Source organism: Pseudomonas sp. (assembly GCF_049645325.1).
Taxonomy (GTDB): domain Bacteria; phylum Pseudomonadota; class Gammaproteobacteria; order Pseudomonadales; family Pseudomonadaceae; genus Aquipseudomonas.
Genome location: NZ_JBARTQ010000158.1, coordinates 1 through 21,772, shown reverse-complemented (window position 1 = coordinate 21,772; position 21,772 = coordinate 1). Strand labels below are relative to the sequence as shown.

Annotated in this window: 34 protein-coding genes; 32 read left to right on the top strand and 2 right to left on the bottom strand. The window is 58.7% G+C overall.

The genetic code is table 11. From position 1 onward, the window contains the following. The 6 genes from WBB95_RS07270 to WBB95_RS07245 all read left to right on the top strand — a co-directional run. A partial coding sequence (locus tag WBB95_RS07270; protein WP_424486950.1) for a hypothetical protein occupies positions 1–282 on the top strand: 282 nt, incomplete at its 5' end. 426 nt (positions 283–708) lie between these two features. Further along, the gene (locus WBB95_RS07265; protein ID WP_003218335.1) at positions 709–1,047 is read left to right on the top strand and encodes a hypothetical protein; all 339 of its coding nucleotides are present in this window, start codon (positions 709–711) and stop codon (positions 1,045–1,047) included. Continuing rightward, positions 1,044–1,388: a hypothetical protein gene (locus WBB95_RS07260; protein ID WP_424486949.1), complete on the top strand. Its 345-nt coding sequence runs from the start codon at positions 1,044–1,046 to the stop codon at positions 1,386–1,388. The genes WBB95_RS07265 and WBB95_RS07260 overlap by 4 nt, the downstream gene beginning before the upstream one ends. Positions 1,389–1,437: 49 nt before the next feature. Beyond that, entirely contained in the window at positions 1,438–1,647 is a 210-nt protein-coding gene (locus WBB95_RS07255; protein WP_424486948.1) for a hypothetical protein, read from the top strand. Further along, complete coding sequence (locus WBB95_RS07250) at positions 1,644–1,835, top strand: hypothetical protein (RefSeq protein ID WP_424486947.1); 192 nt, start codon at positions 1,644–1,646, stop codon at positions 1,833–1,835. The genes WBB95_RS07255 and WBB95_RS07250 overlap by 4 nt, the downstream gene beginning before the upstream one ends. Further along, positions 1,832–2,086: a hypothetical protein gene (locus WBB95_RS07245; RefSeq protein WP_424486946.1), complete on the top strand. Its 255-nt coding sequence runs from the start codon at positions 1,832–1,834 to the stop codon at positions 2,084–2,086. Before WBB95_RS07250 ends, WBB95_RS07245 begins: the two co-directional genes overlap by 4 nt. 31 nt (positions 2,087–2,117) lie before the next feature. Here the strand turns inward: WBB95_RS07245 and WBB95_RS07240 are convergent, their stop codons facing one another. Next, positions 2,118–2,327 (bottom strand): hypothetical protein, encoded by a 210-nt coding sequence (locus WBB95_RS07240; protein ID WP_424486945.1) that lies wholly within the window; start codon positions 2,325–2,327, stop codon positions 2,118–2,120. A gap of 77 nt (positions 2,328–2,404) precedes the next feature. Here WBB95_RS07240 and WBB95_RS07235 point away from each other — a divergent pair, with 77 nt between their 5' ends. From WBB95_RS07235 to WBB95_RS07155, 17 genes are all read left to right on the top strand, one after another. Then, on the top strand, positions 2,405–3,028 hold the full coding sequence (locus WBB95_RS07235) for a putative metallopeptidase (RefSeq protein ID WP_424486944.1): 624 nt from the start codon (positions 2,405–2,407) through the stop codon (positions 3,026–3,028). Positions 3,029–3,059: 31 nt separating this feature from the next. Next, on the top strand, positions 3,060–3,521 hold the full coding sequence (locus WBB95_RS07230; RefSeq protein ID WP_424486943.1) for a DUF2280 domain-containing protein: 462 nt from the start codon (positions 3,060–3,062) through the stop codon (positions 3,519–3,521). After that, positions 3,508–4,809 carry a terminase large subunit domain-containing protein gene (locus WBB95_RS07225; protein ID WP_424486942.1) on the top strand — a complete coding sequence of 434 codons (1,302 nt, stop codon included), beginning with the start codon at positions 3,508–3,510 and terminating at the stop codon, positions 4,807–4,809. Before WBB95_RS07230 ends, WBB95_RS07225 begins: the two co-directional genes overlap by 14 nt. Next, entirely contained in the window at positions 4,806–6,266 is a 1,461-nt protein-coding gene (locus tag WBB95_RS07220) for a DUF4055 domain-containing protein (RefSeq protein ID WP_424486941.1), read from the top strand. Before WBB95_RS07225 ends, WBB95_RS07220 begins: the two co-directional genes overlap by 4 nt. Beyond that, positions 6,241–7,329: a minor capsid protein gene (locus WBB95_RS07215; protein WP_424486940.1), complete on the top strand. Its 1,089-nt coding sequence runs from the start codon at positions 6,241–6,243 to the stop codon at positions 7,327–7,329. The genes WBB95_RS07220 and WBB95_RS07215 overlap by 26 nt, the downstream gene beginning before the upstream one ends. A gap of 13 nt (positions 7,330–7,342) precedes the next feature. Further along, positions 7,343–7,774, top strand: coding sequence for a crAss001_48 related protein (locus WBB95_RS07210; protein WP_424486939.1), 432 nt, complete (start codon positions 7,343–7,345; stop codon positions 7,772–7,774). 87 nt (positions 7,775–7,861) lie between these two features. Beyond that, positions 7,862–8,572 carry a hypothetical protein gene (locus WBB95_RS07205; protein WP_424486938.1) on the top strand — a complete coding sequence of 237 codons (711 nt, stop codon included), beginning with the start codon at positions 7,862–7,864 and terminating at the stop codon, positions 8,570–8,572. An 11-nt stretch (positions 8,573–8,583) separates the two neighbouring features. Continuing rightward, positions 8,584–9,552 (top strand): major capsid protein, encoded by a 969-nt coding sequence (locus WBB95_RS07200; RefSeq protein ID WP_424486937.1) that lies wholly within the window; start codon positions 8,584–8,586, stop codon positions 9,550–9,552. A 50-nt stretch (positions 9,553–9,602) separates the two neighbouring features. Then, positions 9,603–10,178: a hypothetical protein gene (locus WBB95_RS07195; RefSeq protein ID WP_424486936.1), complete on the top strand. Its 576-nt coding sequence runs from the start codon at positions 9,603–9,605 to the stop codon at positions 10,176–10,178. Positions 10,179–10,237: 59 nt separating this feature from the next. Then, entirely contained in the window at positions 10,238–10,741 is a 504-nt protein-coding gene (locus tag WBB95_RS07190; RefSeq protein ID WP_424486935.1) for a DnaT-like ssDNA-binding protein, read from the top strand. A gap of 17 nt (positions 10,742–10,758) precedes the next feature. Further along, positions 10,759–11,130 carry a hypothetical protein gene (locus tag WBB95_RS07185; RefSeq protein ID WP_424486934.1) on the top strand — a complete coding sequence of 124 codons (372 nt, stop codon included), beginning with the start codon at positions 10,759–10,761 and terminating at the stop codon, positions 11,128–11,130. A 17-nt stretch (positions 11,131–11,147) separates the two neighbouring features. Then, positions 11,148–11,783, top strand: coding sequence for a hypothetical protein (locus WBB95_RS07180; RefSeq protein WP_424486951.1), 636 nt, complete (start codon positions 11,148–11,150; stop codon positions 11,781–11,783). Next, positions 11,780–12,199 carry a phage tail terminator-like protein gene (locus WBB95_RS07175; RefSeq protein WP_424486933.1) on the top strand — a complete coding sequence of 140 codons (420 nt, stop codon included), beginning with the start codon at positions 11,780–11,782 and terminating at the stop codon, positions 12,197–12,199. Before WBB95_RS07180 ends, WBB95_RS07175 begins: the two co-directional genes overlap by 4 nt. A 72-nt stretch (positions 12,200–12,271) precedes the next feature. Then, complete coding sequence (locus tag WBB95_RS07170) at positions 12,272–12,928, top strand: phage tail protein (protein WP_424486932.1); 657 nt, start codon at positions 12,272–12,274, stop codon at positions 12,926–12,928. A gap of 3 nt (positions 12,929–12,931) precedes the next feature. Further along, positions 12,932–13,312 carry a phage tail assembly chaperone gene (locus WBB95_RS07165; protein WP_424486931.1) on the top strand — a complete coding sequence of 127 codons (381 nt, stop codon included), beginning with the start codon at positions 12,932–12,934 and terminating at the stop codon, positions 13,310–13,312. A gap of 47 nt (positions 13,313–13,359) precedes the next feature. Next, positions 13,360–13,638: a DUF1799 domain-containing protein gene (locus tag WBB95_RS07160; protein WP_424486930.1), complete on the top strand. Its 279-nt coding sequence runs from the start codon at positions 13,360–13,362 to the stop codon at positions 13,636–13,638. 60 nt (positions 13,639–13,698) lie between these two features. Further along, positions 13,699–13,932: a hypothetical protein gene (locus tag WBB95_RS07155; RefSeq protein WP_424486929.1), complete on the top strand. Its 234-nt coding sequence runs from the start codon at positions 13,699–13,701 to the stop codon at positions 13,930–13,932. Between the two features lie 50 nt (positions 13,933–13,982). Here the strand turns inward: WBB95_RS07155 and WBB95_RS07150 are convergent, their stop codons facing one another. Continuing rightward, positions 13,983–14,195, bottom strand: coding sequence for a hypothetical protein (locus tag WBB95_RS07150; RefSeq protein WP_424486928.1), 213 nt, complete (start codon positions 14,193–14,195; stop codon positions 13,983–13,985). Positions 14,196–14,455: 260 nt separating this feature from the next. Between WBB95_RS07150 and WBB95_RS07145 the strand changes: the two genes are divergently transcribed. The 9 genes from WBB95_RS07145 to WBB95_RS07105 form a co-directional block, all read left to right on the top strand. Next, positions 14,456–14,653, top strand: a complete 198-nt coding sequence (locus WBB95_RS07145; RefSeq protein WP_424486927.1) for a hypothetical protein — start codon at positions 14,456–14,458, stop codon at positions 14,651–14,653. A 163-nt stretch (positions 14,654–14,816) separates the two neighbouring features. Continuing rightward, positions 14,817–15,239, top strand: a complete 423-nt coding sequence (locus WBB95_RS07140) for a hypothetical protein (RefSeq protein WP_424486926.1) — start codon at positions 14,817–14,819, stop codon at positions 15,237–15,239. 20 nt (positions 15,240–15,259) lie between these two features. Next, positions 15,260–15,670, top strand: coding sequence for a hypothetical protein (locus WBB95_RS07135; RefSeq protein WP_424486925.1), 411 nt, complete (start codon positions 15,260–15,262; stop codon positions 15,668–15,670). 55 nt (positions 15,671–15,725) lie between these two features. After that, positions 15,726–19,001 carry a phage tail tape measure protein gene (locus WBB95_RS07130; RefSeq protein ID WP_424486924.1) on the top strand — a complete coding sequence of 1,092 codons (3,276 nt, stop codon included), beginning with the start codon at positions 15,726–15,728 and terminating at the stop codon, positions 18,999–19,001. A 2-nt stretch (positions 19,002–19,003) separates the two neighbouring features. After that, positions 19,004–19,342 carry a phage tail protein gene (locus tag WBB95_RS07125; protein ID WP_424486923.1) on the top strand — a complete coding sequence of 113 codons (339 nt, stop codon included), beginning with the start codon at positions 19,004–19,006 and terminating at the stop codon, positions 19,340–19,342. 9 nt (positions 19,343–19,351) lie between these two features. Continuing rightward, positions 19,352–20,101: a phage minor tail protein L gene (locus tag WBB95_RS07120; RefSeq protein ID WP_424486922.1), complete on the top strand. Its 750-nt coding sequence runs from the start codon at positions 19,352–19,354 to the stop codon at positions 20,099–20,101. 3 nt (positions 20,102–20,104) lie between these two features. Further along, positions 20,105–20,860, top strand: a complete 756-nt coding sequence (locus WBB95_RS07115) for a C40 family peptidase (RefSeq protein WP_424486921.1) — start codon at positions 20,105–20,107, stop codon at positions 20,858–20,860. Continuing rightward, a complete protein-coding gene (locus WBB95_RS07110; protein ID WP_424486920.1) occupies positions 20,857–21,438 on the top strand; it encodes a tail assembly protein in 582 nt (193 codons plus the stop codon). The genes WBB95_RS07115 and WBB95_RS07110 overlap by 4 nt, the downstream gene beginning before the upstream one ends. A 56-nt stretch (positions 21,439–21,494) precedes the next feature. Then, positions 21,495–21,772 (top strand): hypothetical protein (locus WBB95_RS07105; RefSeq protein ID WP_424486919.1); only part of this gene is annotated, 278 nt, incomplete at its 3' end.

Below are 21,772 nucleotides of genomic sequence, written 5' to 3'. Positions count from 1 at the left end.
TACCTGGGCTTGGCGCTCGCCGCCTGCCTGTCCTGTTTCTCCCTGTCGGCATTCGCCGAGCCAATTTCCAGCGCCTATCGCACTGCGTACGTGTCCGCGTACGGCGCGAGCGAGCCGCAAGGCGTTGCCATGCAGCGCCTGGAACTTACCCTGGCCATGTGGCGAACGGGTAGCCATTCGACCGATGAAAGCCTTTCTTCCAATCTGCGTGCATCCAGTAACCACTTCGTGATGGCCTCGGCAAAGCCTGCGCCTGATGGTGTCGGCCTGACTCCCTACTGAATACGCCTGGAAGCAACAGAAAAAGCCCGGACATACGCGCCGGGCTTTTTTGTACCTCCGAGGAAAGCCGCTACCCAAGTGGATGCTTTCCCAGATGTACCCAGTTTTACCTGTAGCCAGGACAGCCCTCGGGAGGCCTGGACGTCGATAGCCGGTAGTGCGACGTACGGAAACAACACCGGCAGCCCGTGCATCCTGACCTCACTGTGCTTCCAGGGTGGCGCGAGACAAGAACAGCGCGATCGATGCATTGGGGCGTCGACGCTGAAGTTGTCTTTGGCTGACAGCGGGAAAGACCGCACGCCTATTCAGGGCCTCGACATTGATCGGGGCCTTTCAGTTTTCGGCCCCACCACATCCATCGCTATGAGCTGGGAGTGCTGCTGGGGCTGACCTATTCCAAACATGCCCCACGGAGTCGAGCGCATGGAGTATTTACAGCGCCTGCTCGACAAGATCGACAGGTTCGAATTACTGATTGCGGGCCTTGTTGGGGCTGTGATCGCCAGCTGGTGGCATAAGGACGACTTGAACGACTGGCGTGCCTGGATGATCTTCCTGATCACCGGCATGGCCTGCTCGATTTATCTGACGAGCATGGTCAGCACCTACCTGGGCGTGACGGAGCCGAAGATCGTCGCCGGCATCGGCTTCCTGCTGGGTGCCTTCGGCGGCTCGCTCCTGGCGGCCATCAATCGAGCCATTAAATCCGCTGACCTCTGGGCGCTCATTCGCCAGCGGTTCGGGGGAGGCAATCCACCATGAATTTTGAACTGATCAACTCCATCGCCTGCGGCCTCATCGCGCTGTGGGCAGCCTGGTGCGTACTGAGCGGGAAGGTGAGGGACGGCATCCTTGGGAAGCTGATCTACTCGACGATAGCCATCAGCGGTTTCGTCGTTATGGCGCGCAGCCAGAACATCTTCTTCGGCCCGACCAGTGCCGGCCTGACACTGCATGTGTCCCTGGCCCTGGCCGGCGCCCGCCACATTTTCATGGTCACCTACTGGCAGCGGGTGAAGGTCTGGCTGTGCCGGACGTTGAACTGCGAGCACTGCCTGCACTGTGACAAAGCTCCGGGTGGAGTAGAGCGCCGAGGCAAGTAGTCCGCGCCACGTTTTCGAATGCGCCAAATCGTGGCGCGAGAAAGATCACATGAAAGTAATCGTAACCAAGCTTCTGGGTTCGGCCGAGGTCGAGTTCCTGCGCAATGGTGTGGTCGTTCACCGCGAACGATTCACCGGTAAGGTCACCTCCGGGTGCTGTCGAACCATTGCGTTCAACGAGGCGTTTGATACTCATCGCTGCCGTTTCGTGACGGCCATGCCTGCTGATCGGGCATTCCTGTACGAGGTCGCACCGTGAGCAATGTAACTCGCCTGCGCCACGCGTTGCCGATGAGCCCGGACGTCAATGCTGCGGTAAATGCTCTCGACAAGGCCATTGCTGATGCAGTGGACGCAGCCAAGGAAGCCGGTCTGCCCCAGGGCCTAATTGTTGGTTTGCTCCACGGCCATGCACATGCACAAACCCATCAGATGGTGACCGAATGACCGTCAAGGTTCTGGAGTTCAAGCGGGAGGACTGGCGCGATGCCGCCAAGACCCTGCGCAAGATCGCCGATGACCTGGACGCCGGTGAGCATCCCGAGTGCACCGTGGGCGCCTTGACGCTGATCGGCGCGAAGGGTGAGGTGACCGTATTCGGTCTCGGCCCAAAGTGCGACGACCTGCAATGCCTGGGTGCGATGCGTCTGGGTGAGCAGAAGCTGATTGATGTGCTGCTGGAAGGCGGGGCGGGGTAGGTGTGCCGCAGTTGAGTGCGGCACGGGTGGGTCACTTAGATTTCAGTGCTTCCTGAATCTTATCCGCATAGTCAGACAGCTTTTCCATTTCTTGGCTGAGATGCACAGATGCAGAGCTCAGAACCCTGTTCGAAATCAATTCCACAGCAGCCCCTACCGCTATCGCTCTCTGGGTGTCCGGCTGGAGCCGAGCGTATGCCAAGTTGCCATTTACAGAAATTGCTTTGATCGCGTCAGACATGTTGTCTTCCTTGCGCAGAGTTAGTTGATTCCCATCAATACCGGCAACCAGCCATCATTTCAAGTGCAGGGTGAGACATGAACAGGCCGATGCCCCTGGCGTCACTTCTTGAGCTGTCGGGGCTTTCCGACTTTGGCATTAGATTGGCTCCAGCTCCTGAAGTGTGGGAATGGCTCCAGGCCGAGATCCTTGCCGACACCGGCAGCATTCACAACGAAGACCATGCCCACCTACTGGATGCAGACATCAGGGTCATGTGGGCGTCGTCGAGCTTCGAGAAGCAGGGACGTACAGTCCTGGGCCAGGCCGAGCAGGTAGCGTTCCGTGCTGGTGGTTGGCAGAAAGCCCGGATGGAGCAACAGATGCGTGATTGGTTCGGCGATGTGCCGGACTTCATCATCACGTTGGCAGCCGACTACTGCGCCCAGTGCAGCGACCTTGAGTTCTGCGCCCTGATCGAACACGAGCTTTATCACTTGGCTCACGCGACCGACAAGTACGGTCAACCAGTATTCACCCAAGACGGTGCACCGAAGATCAAGCTGCAGGGCCACGACGTCGAAGAGTTCGTCGGAGTGGTTCGCCGCTACGGTGCAAGCGCTGATGTGCAGGTGCTGGTGGACGCTGCAAACAGTCCTGCTGAGGTGGGAAAATTGAATATCGCGAGGGCCTGCGGAACCTGTCTACTCAAGTCGGCCTGATTTTTGGACAGGTCTGGACGGATGAAAGCCTATGGCATCGCTAAGCAGTGAGGTGAAGACCTTTGTAGTACAGGCTCTCGCTTGCTTCGATACGCCTTCTCAGGTGGTTGAGGCGGTCCAGAAAGAATTCAGTTTGAGCATCACCCGCCAGCAGGTCGAATCACACGACCCGACAAAGGTTTCAGGTAAGAAACTTGCGGACAGATGGAAGACCCTTTTTGAGCAGACCAGAAAGCGTTTCCGCGAAGAGACTGAAGACATACCCATTGCCAACCGCGCCTTTCGCCTCCGCGCGATGAACCGCTTTGTGGAGAAGGCTGAGTCGATGAAGAACATCGGCCTGGCCATGCAGATCCTCGAACAGGCCGCGAAGGAAACCGGCGACATCTACGTCAACCGGGCCCGTAAGGAAGAGGTTGGCGATGAACCGGTGATCCCGACCCGCATCCAGGTCGACGTGGTGGATGCGAGGAAGCCGAATGCCGAGCCTTAATGTTCCGCAGGCTCAGTTCCTCACGCTACCCCACAAATTCCGCGCGTTCGTTGCCGGGTTCGGCTCAGGCAAGACCTGGGTGGGATGCTCGGCACTGAGCAAGCACTTCATGGAGTGGCCCGGCGTTAACGCTGGCTACTTCGCACCGACTTACCCGCAGATCCGGGACATCTTCTATCCGACCATGGATGAGGTGGCCTACGACTGGGGGCTGAAGACCAAGATCAACCAGGCGAACCACGAAGTTCACATCTACAGCGGCCGGCAGTACCGCGGCACTGTGATTTGCAGGTCGATGGAGAAGCCGCAGACGATTGTCGGCTTCAAGATCGGCCATGCCCTGGTGGATGAGCTGGACGTGCTGACTGCCCTCAAGGCTCAGCAGGCCTGGCGCAAGATTATTGCCCGGATGCGTTACAACTTGCCCGGGCTGAAGAACGGGGTGGACGTCACCACGACGCCGGAGGGCTTCAAGTTCGTCTTCCTGCAGTTCGTGAAGCAGTTGCGCGACAAGCCGTCGCTCAAAGAGATGTACGGCCTGGTGCAGGCCAGCACCTTTGACAACGAGCTGAACTTGCCGGACGACTACATCGCCTCCCTGATGGAGTCATATCCGCCGCAGCTGATCATGGCGTACCTCAAAGGCCAGTTCGTCAACCTGACATCCGGCACGATCTACACGGCCTACGACCGCAAGCTCAACGGCTGCTTCGACACTGTGCAACCTGGTGAGCCCCTGTTCATCGGGATGGACTTCAACGTCGGCAAGATGGCGGCGATTACCCATGTTAAGCGTGACCAGGGGCTGCCCAGGGCCGTGGATGAGCTGATCGACGGCTACGACACGCCCGACATGATCCGCCGCATCAAAGAGCGCTACTGGCAGCACGACGGCAACGACTTCAAGAAGACCTGCGAAATCAGGATCTACCCGGATGCCTCGGGCGATTCACGCAAGTCCGTGAACGCCAGCATCACCGACCTGGCCATGCTCAAGCAGGCCGGGTTCGCGGTCATTGCTCCAGCGGCAAACCCGCCGGTGAAAGACCGAATCAACGCAATGAACGCCGTCTTCTGCAATGCGCAGGGCGAGCGCCGCTACCTGATCAATTCGCTCACCTGTCCGACCTATGCCGATGGCCTGGAACAACAGGTGTGGGGCGCGAACGGGGAGCCAGATAAAACCGCCGGCATCGATCACGCGAACGACGCTGGCGGCTACTTCATCCACCGCGAGTACCCGATCATCAAACCGGTCACCGCAATGAAAATGGGGGTCGCTCGATGACGGACGTCACTTTCACCCGCTCCGAGTACACGGCGGCGCAGTACCGCTGGCGCTTGGTGCGCGACGTCTGTAAGGGCTCGGAAACGGTCAAGGCTGCTGGCGATTACTACCTGCCTAGGCCGAACGCCTCGGACAAGTCACAGGACAACAAGGACCGGTACGACGCGTACAAGAAGCGCGCTGTGTTCTACAACGCGACCGGCCGAACGAAACACAGCCTCGTGGGCGCGGTGTTCCGCACTTGGCCAACGTTGACCGTGCCGGGTGCTCTCGACTACGTGACAAAGGATATCGACGGGCAAGGCGTCAGCGTTTACCAGCAATCGCAATCGGTTATCGGGCATTTGCTCGAAGTCGGCCGTCACGGCCTGCTCGTGGATTACGCCGCTGTCGAGGCCGGCACCGTGAGCAAGGCAGACGAGCAGGCTGGTCGCGCCCGTGCCAACGTCGCCAGCTATCCGGCTGAATCAATCATCAACTGGAAAACGCGCCAGGTTGGCGGCCAACACCTGTTGAGCCTGGTTGTGCTGCGTGAAAAGGTCGACGTCGATACTGATGACGGGTTTGGCAGTGAGCAGGTTGTGCAATATCGCGTGCTGCGCCTGGATGCTTCCGGCGTGTACACCCAGGAGGTTTGGGAGGAGGGCTCCAGCAAGACGGAAATGACCGTCGCGCCATTTGCCCCGCTGAACGGCTCAGGCCAGCCATGGCGCATCATCCCGTTCCAGTTCCTGGGCAGCGAGAACAACGACACCAGTATTGACGACTCGCCTTTGTACGACATGGCCGAAGTGAATATCGGGCATTACCGGAACAGTGCTGACTACGAAGAGGCAGCATACCTGGTGGGCCAGCCTCAACCATGGATGTCCGGCCTTGACGAGCAATGGCGTGACCACCTCGAAAATGCTGGGATCTTCCTGGGCTCCAGGGCGCCGTGGCTTCTCCCTGTGAATGGCGCATGTGGCGTATGGCAGGCGCAGCCCAACACCGTCGCGAAAGAGGCCATGGACGCCAAGAAAGAGGACATGGTTTCGCTCGGCGCCCGGCTGATTGAACGTGGCAGTGCAGTGAAGACCGCGACCCAGGCCGATAACGACAGCGCTGCCGAACACAGCGTTCTCTCCCTGGTGGTGAGTAACGTCAGCGAGGCGTACAGCCAGTGCTTGGGCTGGATGGCCGAGTTCGTCAACGCCCCAGGCGAAGCGATCTACAAACTCAACCAGGACTTCAGTCAAATCACTCTGGACGCGACGATCCTAGCAGCGCTGTTCAATGCAGTGCAGGGCGGCAAGCTGCCGGAAGGCGACTTCTGGCAGTACTTGCGCGATCGCGGCGTGATCAACCCAGAGAAAACGGACGACGATATCCGGGGCGAACTGGAAGCGCAAAGCACCGGCCCTGACCTGGATGACACCGAGGTAATTCCGAATGGCGGCAAACCAAGCAATCCTTGACGCCACCATCCGGCACGCTGTGTTCCTGGAGCAGCTCAAGTCGGGGGAGGTCGCTAAGTTCGCACCTTTCCTCAAGGAGATCGATCGCTCGATACGCGAGCGGCTGACCCGGGCGGACCTGACGGACTACACCGTCGCCCGCCTGGAGCTGCTGCTGAGCGAGGTTGATAGCCTGCTGCTGGGTATCTTCGACCGGTACAGCGAGAAGCTGAACCTCGACCTGGTGGACATCGCCAACTACGAGGCCGAGTTTGAAGCGACCAGCCTGACCCGGGCGGCACCGGCGGGCGTCACATTCGACGCGGCAGTGCCAGGTGCTGCGGCAATCAGGGCGGCAATCCTCACCAATCCGCTCAGTGTGCGCGGTGCTGACGGCGGAAAGCTGCTCAAGTCGTTCATTGATGGCTTCACCGCCACGGAGCGGCAGCGCCTCACAGGCGCGATCAGGCAGGGCTTCTTCGAAGGCCAGACGAACTTCCAGATCATCAAGAATATCCGGGGCACAAAGGCGCTCCAGTACAACGACGGCATTCTGGCCACGACTAACCGCAACGCCGGCGCCATCGTGCGGACGGCAGTGCAGCACGTCGCCACCCAGGCGCGCATGGAGACGCTGAAGGAAAACAGTGACGTGGTGCAGTCGGTGGAGTGGTTCAGCACCCTGGACTCCAAGACCACCAGCCAGTGCCGGACGCTGGACAAGCAACGGTTCAAGCTGACTGAAGGGCCCAGGCCGCCGATTCACATTAATTGCCGCTCGACGGTGGTGGCGGTGACGCGCTTCAGCGCTCTTTTTGCTGAGGGTGCTACGCGCGCATCCATTGGCGATGACGGCCCCCAGCAAGTTCGTGGCGACCTCAACTATTACACCTGGCTCCAGGATCAGCCAGCAGCGTTTCAGGACAAGGCCATCGGCCCGGTCCGCGCCAAGCTTTTCCGCGAAGGTGGCCTGAGCATCGAACGATTCTCCGAACTGCAGCTCGATCGCAACTTTTCACGTCTGACCCTTGTGCAGATGAAGGCTCTTGAGCCTCTGGCGTTCGAGCGGGCGGGCATCAAATAACCTGGAGATACCCATGACCAAGCACTTCATCGGCACCAAAATTGTTTTGGCGCTGGCAATGACCCGGCTCGCATACAACGAATACCGTGGATGGCAGCTACCAGTCGACGAGAACGGCGCCGACGACGGCTATTTGGTTGAGTACACCGATGGCGGCGCTCCCAACCATGCCGACCACTCCGGCTACATCAGCTGGTCGCCAAAGGCTCAGTTTGACGCCGGCTACGTCGAGGTTGGCGACGTTGGACATCTGCCTCCGCATCAACAGCGCGTGATCGCCGAGCGCGAGCAACTGGCCGACCGCATCCAGAAGCTGGAAGCGTTCCTGCGCACCGATCTATGCGCCAGTCTGCCTGATGACGAGCAACAACTGCTCAGGATGCAGGCCGATGCAATGGTGCTGTACCTCGGCATCATCAACACCCGAACTTCGAAGTTCGCCTGATCGTAACTCAGTTCCAAATGCCGGCCATGAGCCGGTTTTTTCATTTCTGCGGGCAGGGCCTGCAAATCGTCTCTGGGAGACAAGCAAATGGGTTTGAAATATCAGCTGGACACTCTTGACGGTCTCGATGACTCCGTTAAATCGCTCTACACCGAGAAGGAAGGCAAGTTTGTCCTCGGTATCGAAGGCCTGCCGCAACCAGAAGACGTATCCGGCCTGAAATCCAAAGTCCAGGAACTGCTGGACGAGAAGAAAGCTGCCGACAAGGCGCGCAAGGATGCCGAAGACCAGGCCCGACTGGAGCGCGAAGAAAACGCCCGCAAGTCCGGCAACGTCGAAGAGCTCGAAAAGTCCTGGTCCGAAAAGTACAACCGCCGCGAAGCTGAGCTGAACGGCATGCTGGAACAGGAGCGTGGAACGCTGAGTACTCAGATCCGGGATCTGACCGTCGGCCGTACCGCGACTGACATTGCGTCTGCCCTGGCAATCCCGGGTAGCGCCAAAGCCCTGTTGCCGCACATCGAGCGCCGTCTGAGCGTCGAACAGCGCGACGGGAAGCCTGTTGTGGTCGTCCTCGACCAGCAGGGCAAGCTCTCGGCGGCAACGCTGGATGAACTGAAAGCAGAATTCGCAAACGACACGGCCTTCGCGCCGTTGATCGCGGGTAGCAAGGCATCGGGCGGCGGGGCTGCTGGTGCTGGAGGTGGCGGCGGGGCCGCAAAAGGAAAAATCGGCGGCACCAAAGAGGAACGACAGGCCGCGATCGCGAGCCGGTTCCCGGATCTCCCTCTCAAGTAAGGAAATAACCCATGCCTCTGTCTCAAATGCAGGTCTTCAACGACTTCGTCATGCCTGCCACCCTGGAAACGCTCGATCAGATGACCGATGCGTTCAACCAAGCCAGCAACGGCGCCATCGTACTGTCGCCAAACGGCTTCACCGGTGACTACCTGCAAGAGTCGTTCTTCCAGAACCTGGCTTCTGCCCAGCGCCGCGTTGATCGTTACGCAGCCAACTCCGCAGTCAGCGCAACCGACCTGACCGAGCTGAAGAACACCTCGGTGAAGATCGCCGGCGGCTTCGGCCCGGTCCGCTACGAGCCGTCGCAGATGACCTGGTTGCAGCGCCCAACAGCGCAAGGCATCGAGGTTGCAAGCCGCGCGTTCGCCGAAATCCTGCTGAAGGATCAGTTGAACACCGCGATTGCCGCCCTGGTGGCCGCGATCACCGCCCAAGCTTCGGCTGTCAACGATGTGTCGGCTACCGCGGGCATCACACAGGCAGGACTGAACAACGCTCACGCGAAGTTCGGCGATGCCAGCCAAAACTTGGTAGCCCAAGTGATGCGCGGCAGCACCTGGCACAAGCTGATCGGCCAGGCCATTGCCAACTCGACCAACCTGTTCGTCGCTGGCAACGTTCGCGTGGTTGATATTCTGGGCAAGGTGTCCGTCGTCACCGACGCTCCTGCGCTGTTGCAGGCCGGCACCCCGGACAAGGAAATCATCCTCGGGCTGTCCACCGGCTCGGCACTGGTCCACGACAACCGCGACATCATCTCGAACGTGTCCACCGACAACGGCAAGGCCCGCATCGAGACCACCATTCAGGTCGACTACACCTTCGGCCTGGGCCTGAAGGGTTACACCTGGGACACTGCCGCCGGTGGCGCATCGCCGACCGACGCCGAACTGGGTACCGGTACCAACTGGGACAAAACGGCCGCCAGCATCAAGCACACCGCCGGTGTGGCTCTGATCGGTGATGCCTCCAAGTAACCCATGACAGTCATGCTGGGCCTAGTGCCCAGCTTGGCGAGGATACGATCATGAGCAACAAGAACATCTGGTATCTGCCCGGCCCGTTCCACCAGTACCAGGAAGACGTGAAGGCGCTGGCCAAGGCGAATGGCTTGCGCATCATCGATGCGAATATCACCGAAAGCCGTGAAGATGCTGCCGGCGAAGTGCCCGACGTGACTATCAAGGAACTGCCTACCGTGCTGCTGATCGGCGGCGGCAATTCCAGTGTCGATATCGACGCCTTCCGCGTCGAACTCGAATCTGTCGGCCTGATTGTCGAGTCATTCGCCGATCAAGTGCTGGTGCGCCCAGAAGGCGAGCTTGGCCCGATCGCTGACCGCCTGTTTCAGGTGTTCGAGGCGGTAAGCGCGGGCGTGGAAAGCCTCATCCGTGAGCGTGATGGCGAAGCTGAAAAGGTTAAGGCTCTGCAACTGCAGGTGGACGACCTTCTCCAGCAAGCCGCCAAGGCTCGCCTGGACGACCCGGACGCAAAGGAAATCGCCGATCTGAAGGCTAAGCTGGACGAAGCCAAGGTTCCATACCGGGCCAACGCCTCTAAAGAATCCTTGGAAAAGCTCGTCGCTGATCTGCCCAAGGCCTGATAATGCTGGCTGCCGGTGACCCGGTGGCCAATTTTCACACCATTCCAGCGAGTTGACGCATGACACTCATCATCGAGGACGGTACCGGTAAGCCGGACGCCGAAAGCTACGCGAGCGCCGAGGACCTGGCCATGTATGCCGTGAAGTTCGGCACAGTCATCCCTGCGGGTGTTCCTGAGCAGGAAGCGTTGTTGCGCCGGGCCGCCTTGGCGATGGATGGCAAGACCTGGAAAGGCCGCAAGATGAGCAGCGAGCAGGCACTGGCCTGGCCGCGCCGGGGTGTTGAGCTGGACTTCCAGATCAAGCCAGATAACTACCTGCCGGCGCGGATCCAGTACGGGCAGATGGCCCTGGCCGCAGAGATCCACCAGGACGACATCGACCCAATCGACAAGCGCAAGGGTGCTGTAACGCTGGAACGTGTAGAAGGCGCGGTAACACGCGAGTACGCCACGATTTCCAACACCAGTGGTCGACTGCTGCCGGCGGCGCCGGATCGACCGAGCGCAACCCAGTTTGCCGACTACCTACAAAAGCGCGGACTGTTCGCAATTCGCGCATAGCAGCAACGGAGACCACCATGGCCACCTTCTACGACGAAATGGCCGTGATGGCTCTGGAGATGATCACAGAGTTCGGCCAGCCTGTGACTATTGGCAAGACTGAGCCGGGAGAGTACGACCCGGAGACGGGGGGCGAAGCGCCAGGCGTTACTGTCGAGCAAATCGCTCAGGGCATCCTGATCGACTTCACCGGTATCGAATTCCAGAACAACAGCCTAATCAGGCAGGGCGACAAGAAGCTCAAGATCGCCGCGCAGGGCTTGGCCTGGGTGCCGGGCTTGCTCGACAAGGTAGTTGCTCAAGGCCGCACCTGGTCAATCGTGCCTCCGCTGAAAGAGGTCAACCCCGCCGGTACACCGATCCTGTATGAGCTGCAGGTGCGGTCGTGACAAACAAATACGCGAGCATGAACGGCAGCTTTGCCGAGAACATTCGCGATTTTGCTGAGAGAGCGAAGGGCGGAATCGACGCGACCATCCGAGAGATCGTCATCGAAATCGGTAGCAGCGTCATCCGCATGTCGCCGGTGGGCAGCCCCGAGATCTGGGCAGCGAACGTCATTTACCGACAGGCGAACAAGCGGGCGGCCGATGACTACGACTTCAAGGTTGCAGTGCGCAACACGATCATCAACCTCAACGAATCGAACTTCACCAAGGCCGGCAAGCTGCGGCGCGGCGTGAAATATGCCAACCCCCTGACCAAGACCGAGCGCGACCAGAACTTCAATGTGAACGGTTTGGTGGCTGGCAAGGGTTACGTCGGCGGGCGGTTCCGCGGGAACTGGCAGTTTTCGATTGATACGCCGGCCGAGGGAGTACTTGATCAGGTCGATGTCAGCGGTAACGTCAGCATCGCCGTGCTCAAAGCGCAGGTTCAATCCCTGACAGCGGGGCAAACTGCCTACATCGTGAACAACCTTCCTTACTCTATTCCACTTGAATATGGACACTCAAAACAAGCTCCCGGTGGAATGGTCCGCATCACCCTGGCCCGCTTCCAGCATATCGTCGACCAAGCCACAAGGAACAACCAGGTATGAGCCACGCCATCATTGCGTCCATTTACGAGGCCAAGTTGCTTTCCTGGAGCAAGGCGCGGGCTGAGCCGATCAAGGTTGTGTTCGAGAACGTCCAGTACGACCCGGCCGACGGCGAGACCTATCTGCGGGCGTTCTTGCTCCCGGGCGATACCGCGAGCAGCACGCTCGCTGGCGACCACCGCGCATTCATCGGCGTCTACCAGGTCAGCATTGTGGCTCCGGCCAATACCGGCAAGACCAAGACGAACCCCCTTGTGGTTGAGTTGAGCACGCTGTTCCCGCTTTATGCGCGAGACACGAAGGCAGGCCTCACCGTCGTCACGATGTCGCCAGTTGACCCTGGCCCCGGCATCATCGATCCACCGACTTTCACCGTGCCAGTGTCGTTCGAATACCGAGCTGACATCGCCACCTGATTCCGCCCGTTGGGCAAACCCCGAAACCCGCCACTGCGCGGGTTTTGTCATTTCTTAAAAGAGGAAACACCCATGGCCGGCATCCAAATGCCCAACGGCGCCACCCTTGAGATTGCATCGACTTACGGTGTTGCAATCCCGTTCACGGCCCTGACCAACGCCAATCCGGCAATCGCAACTGCTGCAGCCCATGGCCTGGCCGAGGGCGATGTAGTCGCCGTCAATTCCGGCTGGACTCGCCTCGACGGTCGCGGTGTCCGTGTGGGCGTAATTGCCAGCGGCACATTCGCACTGGCAGGCGTGAACACCACCAACGCTCAGCAGTACCCAGCGGGCTCCGGTATCGGCACTGTCCGTGAGGTGACTGCCTTCACCGAGATCTCTCAGGTCACCGAAATGAACTCGGCCGGTGGCGATCAGCAGTTCCTGACCTTTGGTTTCGTGGCCGACGACAACGATCGCCAGATGCCGACCACCAAGAACCCGATCACGCTGACTTACACCGTCGCTGACGATCCGTCCAAGCCCTATGTGGCTGTCTGCGAGGCGGCGGACGACGATAAGCAGCCTCGGTTGCTTCGCCTGAACCTCCCTGGCGGTAGCAGCATTATCTACAACGGCTACGTGTCGATCACCGCGACGCCGACCATGTCGCGCAACAACCTGATGACCCGTGTTATCAGCGTTGCCCTGACTGGCCTTCCAACCCGCTACGCGGCCACGGTGTAATCCATGGCCAAGTTCAAGCTGATCCAAAAGCCGACCTTCAAGGCGCCGGTGATGATCCAGCGCGCCGGCTACAACGCCGAAAAGGTGGAGTTCGAGTTTAAGTACTTGGACCGTACTGCGCTCGCCGAGCTGTACACCGGCTGGAACGAGCGGCACGACGAACTGGGCAAGCAGGTCGGCGACATGGACCTCAAAGCTTTCACTGCCGCACAGATCGCCTTGCAGGCTGAACAACTGCTGGATGTGGTCGTCGGCTGGGATATCGAGGAAAAGTTCACGCCTGAAAACGTGCGCATCCTCGTCAACTCAATTAACTCAGCCCCGAAAGCGGTGCTGAATGCTTACGCAGAGGCCTTCAATGAGGCCCGCCTGGGAAACTCCTAAGCGCCTCCCGCGCGCTGTATGAGCCCGGGCCGTCAGATGCAGATCTGATGGCCTTCGGTTTGTCTCGCCAGGACATCCCCGACAAGGAAGTCGGCATCTGGCCGGACAACTGGGACGCCTTCAAAGTCTTTGAGGCTATGAGCACCCAGTGGCGCACAGGCGCGTGCGGCGCAACAGGTATGGACTACAGCGTTCTCTCCGGGGTGATTCGAATGTGTGGCGTGCCGGTGATTCAGCGACAAGCCATTTTCAGTGACTTCCGGCGTATGGAGGCTGAAGCCCTGCAGGTGATGGCAGAACAGCGGGAGAGCGCAAGGGGTGCCTGATCCTCAGGCACGAAGATGCAAGACAACCAACATGACGCGGCATGGCCGCAGGAGCAGTGTATGAAAAACCCTTTTGAAATGCGTGACTGCGAAGCCCATATCACCGGTGCGGTCATTATTGACGCCGGTCGATTCGCTGGTATTGGGGTTGGTCTGCCCGAAGGGCTTAGCGATGAGTCGCAAGAGAAAGCCGACCTGCTCGAGCGCCGGCTTTTGAGAATTGAGCATGCGCTCGGGTTCAGTGAAGCTGCGGGGTCTGCATCTTCCCTTGAGGCGGATCTTGATCAGCTCTGATTGATTTTGGAAAGCTGTTCTCTTGTTTCGGCGGTGGCCTGGAGCGCTTTCTAGATAGGCGCTTTAAAGTTCTTTTGTATCTCTTCGCTACAGTTCGCAAATAGTTCTGAAGCCAGAGCTTGTTGCAGTAAGGTGTCGACTACCTTGCTATCCTTGCCCGCGATGGCCTGAACAGCCCTGGTTAGCGCCAGCGTGACTGCCAACGTCCCCATACCAATTGGTGAACTCAGTCCTTCCAGTGGATTTATTTTTCCGTCGTTCACATTGACCTCCAGGTCATAAACGCGCCGATATTGGCGCAACCCCAGTCCTTGGGCTTGCAGGCGTAGGACTGGGGAATCCTTGCGTGAAGGCAGGAGGCTACTATTTGAATGGGTGTCGGCGTTACTGGCATTCCATCCACGCTGGATGCCCGGACAGGACCGGGCATAGTGATGTCAAATTGACCTCGCGTAGTTGCAACTGTAGATTCCGCAATGAATGTGCCGCTCAACCTCTGTGGGTGAGTGAGAAAAATTACCGAATGAAGGGAATCAAGTTGGCTAAGTTTATGTGGGGCGTAACCATTTTTATGTCGTTGATCGGTGCCGTCGTGGGCTTCGGTGGAATGTACGCTGCAACCAGTGCGCCGCAAGAAGCCGCCGCAGCGGCTATGGGCCTGACCTGCGCAGTGATTCCGTACTGCATTGCTCGCGCATTCACTGAGCTGCGCTCGCTGTAAGGTTTAAATCAAGCTTATGAAGCCCAACTCCGCGCTGGTTTTTTTTGCATCCGGCGTCGTCTCGACGCCCTCCCACGAACCCGAAGAACCCCGCCCATGCGGGGCTTTCGTGTTGCTCTCTCGTTGGTGATAAAGTCTCTCCATTTCTCAACGAGGGAACGACATGAAATTATTCGTAGGTGCGCTGGCGGTAGCGTTGCTGGCTGGTTGTGCGACTTCTCCAGTTCCGTCCGACAAGGCGCGCCCAGCGCCATCCGAAAGAGTAATCGGTTACCAAAAGCCAGTGCCTGGTGGCAGTTCGCTAATCGTGACGAGAGACACAGGGTTTCTTGGAGGGGGTTGTTTTGCGACCATCTTCCTAAACGGTGCTCCCGTGGCAAAGCTGGATACCGGCGAGAAGGCTGTCTTCCAGGTGCCTTCCGGTGAGTGGTTGCTAGGCGCTGCCCTGGACGGCTCGGCACTTTGCGCAGCGAACCCCGAACGGATGGAAACATCAGTAGTTTTGAAGCAGGGCCAGCAAAAGAAATTCAGGGTTTTCCTTCCTGCTGGTGGTGGGTCGATAGCCGTGCAGCCGAGCAGCTTCTAAGTACCTAAGGAGAGGTTGATATGTCACAGGTTATCGTTTTTGGTTGGCTCATTGTTGCCGGACTCACGGCCGTAGCGGCAAACGCGAAGAACAGGTCGGCTTTCGAAGGGTTTTTGGTGGGGATTTTCTTTCCTGTTCTTGGACTGGTCATTTATCTAATAATCAAGCCATCCCCGGAAAAATCATCGCCTATTAAAAATGGGCTTCTTGTTAACTCTAACGGGGAGAGGGCCTGCCCTAGCTGCTCAGAGTTTGTAAAAATGCAGGCATCCAAGTGCAAGCACTGCGGAAGCGATCTGACGCCAATCACTGACGCTGAAGCAAAGGCTGCGCACGATGTTGTGTATGGGCCTATGAGAAGCCACCGAACTATTCTCGTTTTGTTGTTGGGAATAGCTGTTGTGGCTTTCGGATATTTTAATCAGCACTAAATAAACACCTTAACAAACCCGCTCCGGCGGGTTTTTTATTGCCCGGAGAAAACTGATGAGCACCAACTTCGCCTCCCTGGGCATTGCAGTCGAGTCCTCACAAGCAGCGAAGGCCGCTGACGATCTGGATAAATTGGTTGATTCCGCAGAGGGCGCACAGAAGGCAATTGACGACCTAGGAAAGTCCGGCGAAGGCATGGCCAACACGGGTAAGAAGATCACTCAGGCAGAAAATGAGATAGCCCAAGGCGTCGATAAGTCCACTGCCGCGATAGATCGCAGATCCGGTGCAAGCCGCAAAGCGACTGAAAGCGCCGCCGCAGAGATCACCGTTATCAGCCAACTCGACAAGGCGATGACGGGCAATATCGACAGCATTGAATCTTTGGTGCGGGCAGAGGGTTTGTTGGAGCGCGCTCGCAAAGGTGGCTTGGTCACTATCGAAGATCAGGCAAAGTATCAAGATCAGCTGGGTAAGGCCTACGACAAAATCGAGAAGGCCGAAGCCAAGGAGTTGGCGCAGAAGCAGAAGCTGATCGATGCCGAAAACCGCCAGATTGAAGCGCTGAAACGCACTGTCAACGGGATTGACCCGGTGACTGCAAAGCTTGCGAAGCTGGAGGCTCAAGAGAAAGCGCTTAACGACCTGCACAAAGCAGGTCAGATGGATGCTGAACGATACCAGGAAGCCCTGTCCAAGATCGGCAAGGACCGTGCCGGGCTAACCGCGACGGAGACTGCGTTCGACAAATTGAAGCTCGGCACTCGCCAGGCTCAAGAAAACGTAATGCAACTCGCCAATGCACTGCAATCGGGTGACCTGGGGAGCGGTGCTCGTGCTATTGCCCAACTTGGGGCGGGAGCTGGAGAATCTGCAAAAAGCCTAGCGGGAATGGTCATTCCTGCCGGACTTCTCGTTGCTGTGCTAGGCAGTATTGGATACGCCTATTTTGATGCAATGAAGCGGGCTAGAGAATTCAACGCCGCTATCAACGGCGGATCGAACGACGCAGGCCAAAGCATTGCCAGCCTGAAAGCTATGAGCGAATCGGCCGGGGTTTTAACTGGAAATCTCGCCGGGGCTCGCGAAGCCGTTATTGCACTGGCATCAGGCGCAGCTACCAGTGGCACTCAGATGCAGAATCTGGCGCAAGCGGCAGCCGCCATCGGAGAGGTAACCGGAAAGGGGGCGGGAGAGATCGCTACGTCCCTGGCTAATGTGGGCGACACAGCGACCGAGTCGGCGTCCAAGATCAGTGAGAAGTACGGCCTGCTTACTTACGAGCAGTACGAGGTTATCAAGGGCATTGATGATCAGGGAGATCATCAGCGTGCGCTAGACGTCCTAAGCGAAAACCTGAACCTCTCAGCTCAGGAACGCTTAAAGGCCTACCGCTCATCTCTCTCCGATATAGAGCGAGATTGGGATGACATCGGACTTGCCACAAAGCGAGCTTATGCATACATCCGCGCAGAGGCGTTTCCAGATCTGCCCAAGCAAATTGAAATCGTTCAGCGCGTGCTGGACACTCGCAAAGGCGGCGGATTTGCTGGCGCAATTTCTAATGGCCTGAGCTCACTGAACTCAGCTCTCGGCCTGGGCACGGGAGAGGATGACGACTCAACTGAGGCGCTAGAGAAGAAACTCGTCGGACTCAAGGCTCGCCAGGCGGCCAGTGAAAGTCTCACTGCGACCACGGGTGAAACAACACATGCTAACAAGGAGCTGATCGCGGTCCAGAAAGAACTGGACAAGCAAATGGATAGCCTGGATCCGCTCACTAAGCGCAAGGATGCCTACAAAAAGCTAAATGATCAGTTCACCAAGCTTTATCAGGATGCAGAAAAAACAGGACAGAAGTCCGCAACACTGAATGGTGTGGACTTCGATGGGAAGAAGTTCTCCGGCGGAGCTTATGACAAGCTCCGCAAAAAAATTGATGAAGACAACAAGGATCCAAAAGCCGGGGCCGGATCGGTCGATCTGACCAGCTTCAACAACGCCAAAAACAACCTGACCGACATCGTCACGGACTACCGAAACGCCCAGAAGGAACTGGAGGCTCAGCAGAAAGCCGGCGTGGTTTCGCTGTCGGACTATGCCAAGCAACGGTCGGCCCTGATCAATCAGGAAAAGGACGATGTCACCGCGGCGTACCAGGCTGAGATTGACGCACTGGAGGCGGCCAAGACCAAGAAAGGCACAACGGCGGCTCAGAGCATCCAGCTTGACCAGAAGATCGCCGACGCACGGCAGGGGATGGTCAAGGCACAGAAGGATGCGGACAGCCAGCTGACGGTCATCGCCACAAGTGAGAAAGGCCGGCTGGAGCAAATGACGGCCGCCTCAGAGGCGTACGTCAATCAGCTGGAGCGTCAGCGCGCTGCGCTGGAGTCGGCCGGATCTCGCGCAGCTAATGGGCTGGGCCTGGGCGATCGGCAAGCAGCACTGCAATCGAGCCTCGACGCCACTACCGACAAGTTCAACGAAGAGCGCGCCAAGCTACTGGACCGCCGCAAAACTGCGCCCGACAAGTACAGTCAGGAAGACTACTTGCGCGACCTGGCAAGCCTGGAAGATGCAGAACGGAAGTACCGCGACACCGTGGTGGACAACTACGACAAAATGTCGGAGGCACAAGGTGATTGGCGCAGTGGCGCCTCGTCGGCTTTTCAGAACTACCTGCAGTCTGCGAACGATGTGGCGGGGCAAACGAAGAGCCTGTTCACCAATGCTTTTTCCGGCATGGAGGACGCGGTCGCGAATTTTGCTGTTACCGGCAAACTTTCCTTTTCCGACTTCACCAAGTCCATTTTGGCGGACATGGCGCGCATCGCTACTCGGCAAGCAGCTTCGGGGCTGTTGTCGAGTTTCGCCAGTAGTGCGATCGGCGCTTACTTTGGCGGAGGCGCTACAACGAGCTTTGGCTCCAGCATCGGGAGTTCTCTTGTTGAGGGTCGGGCATCCGGCGGTCCGGTCGATCCAAACACCTTGTATGAAGTAAACGAAAAGGGGCCCGAACTGTTCAATCAGGGCGGCCGATCGTACCTGATGACTGGCGCGCAGGGCGGCAGTGTCACGCCGCTGATGACTGGCGGAAGCTCTGTTATGGCCGCATCTGGGGCTGGCGCGGGCGGAGGCGGGATCACCTACAACTTTCCTGTCGCGGTTTCCGTGCAGACGGGTGGCGATGGTAGCGGCCCGACTCAAGAGGACACTACGCAGCTAGGGAAGGGCGTCCAGCAGGCGGCCAAGACCGAGGCAGAAACAGCCATCGCAAAAGGATTGCAGCCTGGCGGCTCGATCTGGCGCTTGATCAATGGGAGGTAACCATGGCGATTGAAACGTTCACTTGGGCCACCCAGCACGGGGAGGCGCCGACACTTGAATATAGGACCAGGGAATCACGCTTTGGCGGGGGCTATAAGCAAGTTGTCGGCGACGGCCCCAATAACAAAGAAGATGCGTACCCGATAACCCACACCGGCAACACCGCCACGGCGCTGGCCCTGATGGCGTTCTTCGACCGGCATCAGGGGGCGAAAGCTTTCCTTTGGACGACACCTCTCGGCCAGCTTGGCCTGTTCACCTGCAAAAACCCAACCCCCACCCCTATGGGCGGCGGCGTCTTCAAAGTGACGGCGACATTCGAGCGCGCCTTCCACCCGTAAGGTCAAATCATGTCGCTGATCAATACTATCCAGACTCTTGAGCCTGGGAACGAAGTCATGCTGTACGAATTGGACGGCACCGACTACGGCGCGGATGTCCTGCGCTTCCATGGGCATGCGATTCCGCACACGCCAGCCGAATTGTTGGCTGCCGGCCCCAGCGCCGACCAGCTGCCGGCCAAGTCGATCTGGTGGAAAGGGGAGGAATACGGCGCCTGGCCAATGCAGTACGAGGGCAGCGAGGCAAACGGAGACGGCACGGCGGTACGGCCGAAGCTTTCGGTCGGTAACGTTAACGGGCGGATCACAGCGCTGTGCCTGGCCTTTGAGGATCTGCTGGAGTTCAAGCTGACCATCCGCAATACCCTGGCCGAATTCCTTGATGCGGTGAACTTTGAAGGCGGCAACCCTTCGGCTGACCCTACCCAAGAGTCGATCGAGGTTTGGTACGTCGACCAGAAGACCAACGAAGACGGCGAGACGGTCAGCTGGGACTTGGCCAGCCCGGGCGATGTTGGCGGCGAAACCATCGGCCGGCAGATGACAACGCTATGCCACTGGGCTCTAACCGGCGGGTATAGAGGCCCGGACTGTGGTTACACAGGGCCGTACCGGGACAAGGATGGAAATCTGACGGATAACCCTGAAAACGACGTACCTGACGGAACGTTGGGGCGCTGCTGCATTCCCCGCTTCGGTGAGGGCAACCCCTATCCATTCGGTGGATTTCCCGCTGTGTCACTCATTGCCCGGAGCTGAAGAATGCGCAAACACATCATTGCGGCCATCCAGGCGCATGCGGCGACCGAGTACCCGAAAGAATGCTGCGGCCTGGTGCTTGCGGTGGGCCGAGCGCAGAAGTACTTACAGTGCCGGAACATCGCCAGTGAGCCGAACGAAGAGTTTCGGCTTGACCCAGAGGACTACGCCGCGGCGGAAGACCAGGGCGAGGTGATAGGCATTGTTCACTCTCACCCTGACGCTACAAGCCGCCCGTCTTCGCGCGACCTGGCCATGTGCGAGGCTACGGCCTTGCCCTGGCACATTCTGTCGTGGCCAGAAGGCGACCTCAGGACGATCACGCCAACCGGCAGCACGCCGCTGCTCAAGCGGCCATTTGTTCACGGCGCCTGGGACTGCTGGCAGGTCTGCGCTGACTGGTATCAGCGCGAGTGGAATCTTGAGTTCGAGGCCTTCCAGCGCGCCGACGGCTGGTGGGAGAGCGCGGACAGCACCAGCTTGTACGAGGCGAACTACGAGGCTGCTGGCTTCGAGCAAGTCGACAGTCCGCGGCGCGGCGACATGATCGTGATGGAGGTGGGCCGCACAGTTCACCCGAACCACGCAGGCATTTATCTTGGCTCCGATCCCGGCCTTCCTGGTGAAGAGTCCGGCGTGTTTGGCCCTGGCCCTTTCGTTCTGCACCACCTGTATGGGCGGCCTTCAGAGGTGATCGTCTACGGCGGTCCATGGCTACAACGCACCCGCTTAATTCTTCGACACAAGGAGGCCCGATGAGCGCCATCGTTTACTCGCCAATGACAGTTATCAAGCTGTCCGGCTCCCTGGCGCAGAAGTTCGGCAGGCTGCACCGCCGGCAGGTTGCATCGGGCGATACCTGGGAAGTGTTCCGTGCACTGAAGGCGACTATTGAGGGGTTCGAGGATGAGGTCCGCCGTCTTGACCGACTCGGATTGCGCTTTGCCATCTTCCGCAACCGCAAGAACTCTGGGCCGGACGAGTTCGGAATGGGTGGAACCAAGGAAATCAGGATTATTCCGGTGGTGGAAGGGGCAAAGCGTGCGGGACTCCTCCAAACAATCATTGGTGTGGTGCTGATCGCTGCGTCCTTCTTCACTGGCGGTGCAACCCTCAGTACGGGTATCGCGCTGCTCGCCGGCGGTGTTATCCAGATGCTGAGTCCTCAGGCCGCCGGCCTCAAGCAGAGCGCTTCGCCGGAAAACATGCCCAGCTATGCATTCGGATCAGCCAAGAACACTACCGCCAGTGGCAACCCGGTGCCCATCTGCATCGGTGACCGCCGGTGGGGCGGCGCAATCATCTCGGCCTCGATCTACGCCGAAGACAAGGCATAAACGCAACGCATCAAACCAGCCGCCCGAGAGGCGGTTTTTTATTGCCTGGAGGAAGTATGGGCGCAGCACAGAAGTTGGATATTCGCGGCGCCAAAGGTGGCGAGAGCAAACCAAAATCGCCAGTCGAGGCACCCGATAGCCTGCGCTCGACCAACTTGGCCAAGATCCTGATCGCCGTGGGCGAGGGCGAATTCGACGGCACACCTACCGCGCGTGACATCTACCTGGACAACACACCCATTCAGGATTCCAGCGGTAACTACAACTTCACCAATGTGAATTGGGACTGGCGGCCGGGATCGATAGAGCAGACCTTCATCCCAGGCATCCCGTC

What these genes read in the sequence shown, in the direction of transcription:
- WBB95_RS07265 (WP_003218335.1), top strand. Translation starts at nt 709, where the DNA reads ATGGAGTATTTACAGCGCCTGCTCGACAAGATCGACAGGTTCGAATTA.
- WBB95_RS07260 (WP_424486949.1), top strand. Translation starts at nt 1,044, where the DNA reads ATGAATTTTGAACTGATCAACTCCATCGCCTGCGGCCTCATCGCGCTG.
- WBB95_RS07255 (WP_424486948.1), top strand. Translation starts at nt 1,438, where the DNA reads ATGAAAGTAATCGTAACCAAGCTTCTGGGTTCGGCCGAGGTCGAGTTC.
- WBB95_RS07245 (WP_424486946.1), top strand. Translation starts at nt 1,832, where the DNA reads ATGACCGTCAAGGTTCTGGAGTTCAAGCGGGAGGACTGGCGCGATGCC.
- WBB95_RS07240 (WP_424486945.1), bottom strand. Translation starts at nt 2,327, where the DNA reads ATGTCTGACGCGATCAAAGCAATTTCTGTAAATGGCAACTTGGCATAC.
- WBB95_RS07235 (WP_424486944.1), top strand. Translation starts at nt 2,405, where the DNA reads ATGAACAGGCCGATGCCCCTGGCGTCACTTCTTGAGCTGTCGGGGCTT.
- WBB95_RS07230 (WP_424486943.1), top strand. Translation starts at nt 3,060, where the DNA reads ATGGCATCGCTAAGCAGTGAGGTGAAGACCTTTGTAGTACAGGCTCTC.
- WBB95_RS07225 (WP_424486942.1), top strand. Translation starts at nt 3,508, where the DNA reads ATGCCGAGCCTTAATGTTCCGCAGGCTCAGTTCCTCACGCTACCCCAC.
- WBB95_RS07220 (WP_424486941.1), top strand. Translation starts at nt 4,806, where the DNA reads ATGACGGACGTCACTTTCACCCGCTCCGAGTACACGGCGGCGCAGTAC.
- WBB95_RS07215 (WP_424486940.1), top strand. Translation starts at nt 6,241, where the DNA reads ATGGCGGCAAACCAAGCAATCCTTGACGCCACCATCCGGCACGCTGTG.
- WBB95_RS07210 (WP_424486939.1), top strand. Translation starts at nt 7,343, where the DNA reads ATGACCAAGCACTTCATCGGCACCAAAATTGTTTTGGCGCTGGCAATG.
- WBB95_RS07205 (WP_424486938.1), top strand. Translation starts at nt 7,862, where the DNA reads ATGGGTTTGAAATATCAGCTGGACACTCTTGACGGTCTCGATGACTCC.
- WBB95_RS07200 (WP_424486937.1), top strand. Translation starts at nt 8,584, where the DNA reads ATGCCTCTGTCTCAAATGCAGGTCTTCAACGACTTCGTCATGCCTGCC.
- WBB95_RS07195 (WP_424486936.1), top strand. Translation starts at nt 9,603, where the DNA reads ATGAGCAACAAGAACATCTGGTATCTGCCCGGCCCGTTCCACCAGTAC.
- WBB95_RS07190 (WP_424486935.1), top strand. Translation starts at nt 10,238, where the DNA reads ATGACACTCATCATCGAGGACGGTACCGGTAAGCCGGACGCCGAAAGC.
- WBB95_RS07185 (WP_424486934.1), top strand. Translation starts at nt 10,759, where the DNA reads ATGGCCACCTTCTACGACGAAATGGCCGTGATGGCTCTGGAGATGATC.
- WBB95_RS07180 (WP_424486951.1), top strand. Translation starts at nt 11,148, where the DNA reads ATGAACGGCAGCTTTGCCGAGAACATTCGCGATTTTGCTGAGAGAGCG.
- WBB95_RS07175 (WP_424486933.1), top strand. Translation starts at nt 11,780, where the DNA reads ATGAGCCACGCCATCATTGCGTCCATTTACGAGGCCAAGTTGCTTTCC.
- WBB95_RS07170 (WP_424486932.1), top strand. Translation starts at nt 12,272, where the DNA reads ATGGCCGGCATCCAAATGCCCAACGGCGCCACCCTTGAGATTGCATCG.
- WBB95_RS07165 (WP_424486931.1), top strand. Translation starts at nt 12,932, where the DNA reads ATGGCCAAGTTCAAGCTGATCCAAAAGCCGACCTTCAAGGCGCCGGTG.
- WBB95_RS07160 (WP_424486930.1), top strand. Translation starts at nt 13,360, where the DNA reads ATGGCCTTCGGTTTGTCTCGCCAGGACATCCCCGACAAGGAAGTCGGC.
- WBB95_RS07155 (WP_424486929.1), top strand. Translation starts at nt 13,699, where the DNA reads ATGAAAAACCCTTTTGAAATGCGTGACTGCGAAGCCCATATCACCGGT.
- WBB95_RS07145 (WP_424486927.1), top strand. Translation starts at nt 14,456, where the DNA reads ATGAAGGGAATCAAGTTGGCTAAGTTTATGTGGGGCGTAACCATTTTT.
- WBB95_RS07140 (WP_424486926.1), top strand. Translation starts at nt 14,817, where the DNA reads ATGAAATTATTCGTAGGTGCGCTGGCGGTAGCGTTGCTGGCTGGTTGT.
- WBB95_RS07135 (WP_424486925.1), top strand. Translation starts at nt 15,260, where the DNA reads ATGTCACAGGTTATCGTTTTTGGTTGGCTCATTGTTGCCGGACTCACG.
- WBB95_RS07130 (WP_424486924.1), top strand. Translation starts at nt 15,726, where the DNA reads ATGAGCACCAACTTCGCCTCCCTGGGCATTGCAGTCGAGTCCTCACAA.
- WBB95_RS07125 (WP_424486923.1), top strand. Translation starts at nt 19,004, where the DNA reads ATGGCGATTGAAACGTTCACTTGGGCCACCCAGCACGGGGAGGCGCCG.
- WBB95_RS07120 (WP_424486922.1), top strand. Translation starts at nt 19,352, where the DNA reads ATGTCGCTGATCAATACTATCCAGACTCTTGAGCCTGGGAACGAAGTC.
- WBB95_RS07115 (WP_424486921.1), top strand. Translation starts at nt 20,105, where the DNA reads ATGCGCAAACACATCATTGCGGCCATCCAGGCGCATGCGGCGACCGAG.
- WBB95_RS07110 (WP_424486920.1), top strand. Translation starts at nt 20,857, where the DNA reads ATGAGCGCCATCGTTTACTCGCCAATGACAGTTATCAAGCTGTCCGGC.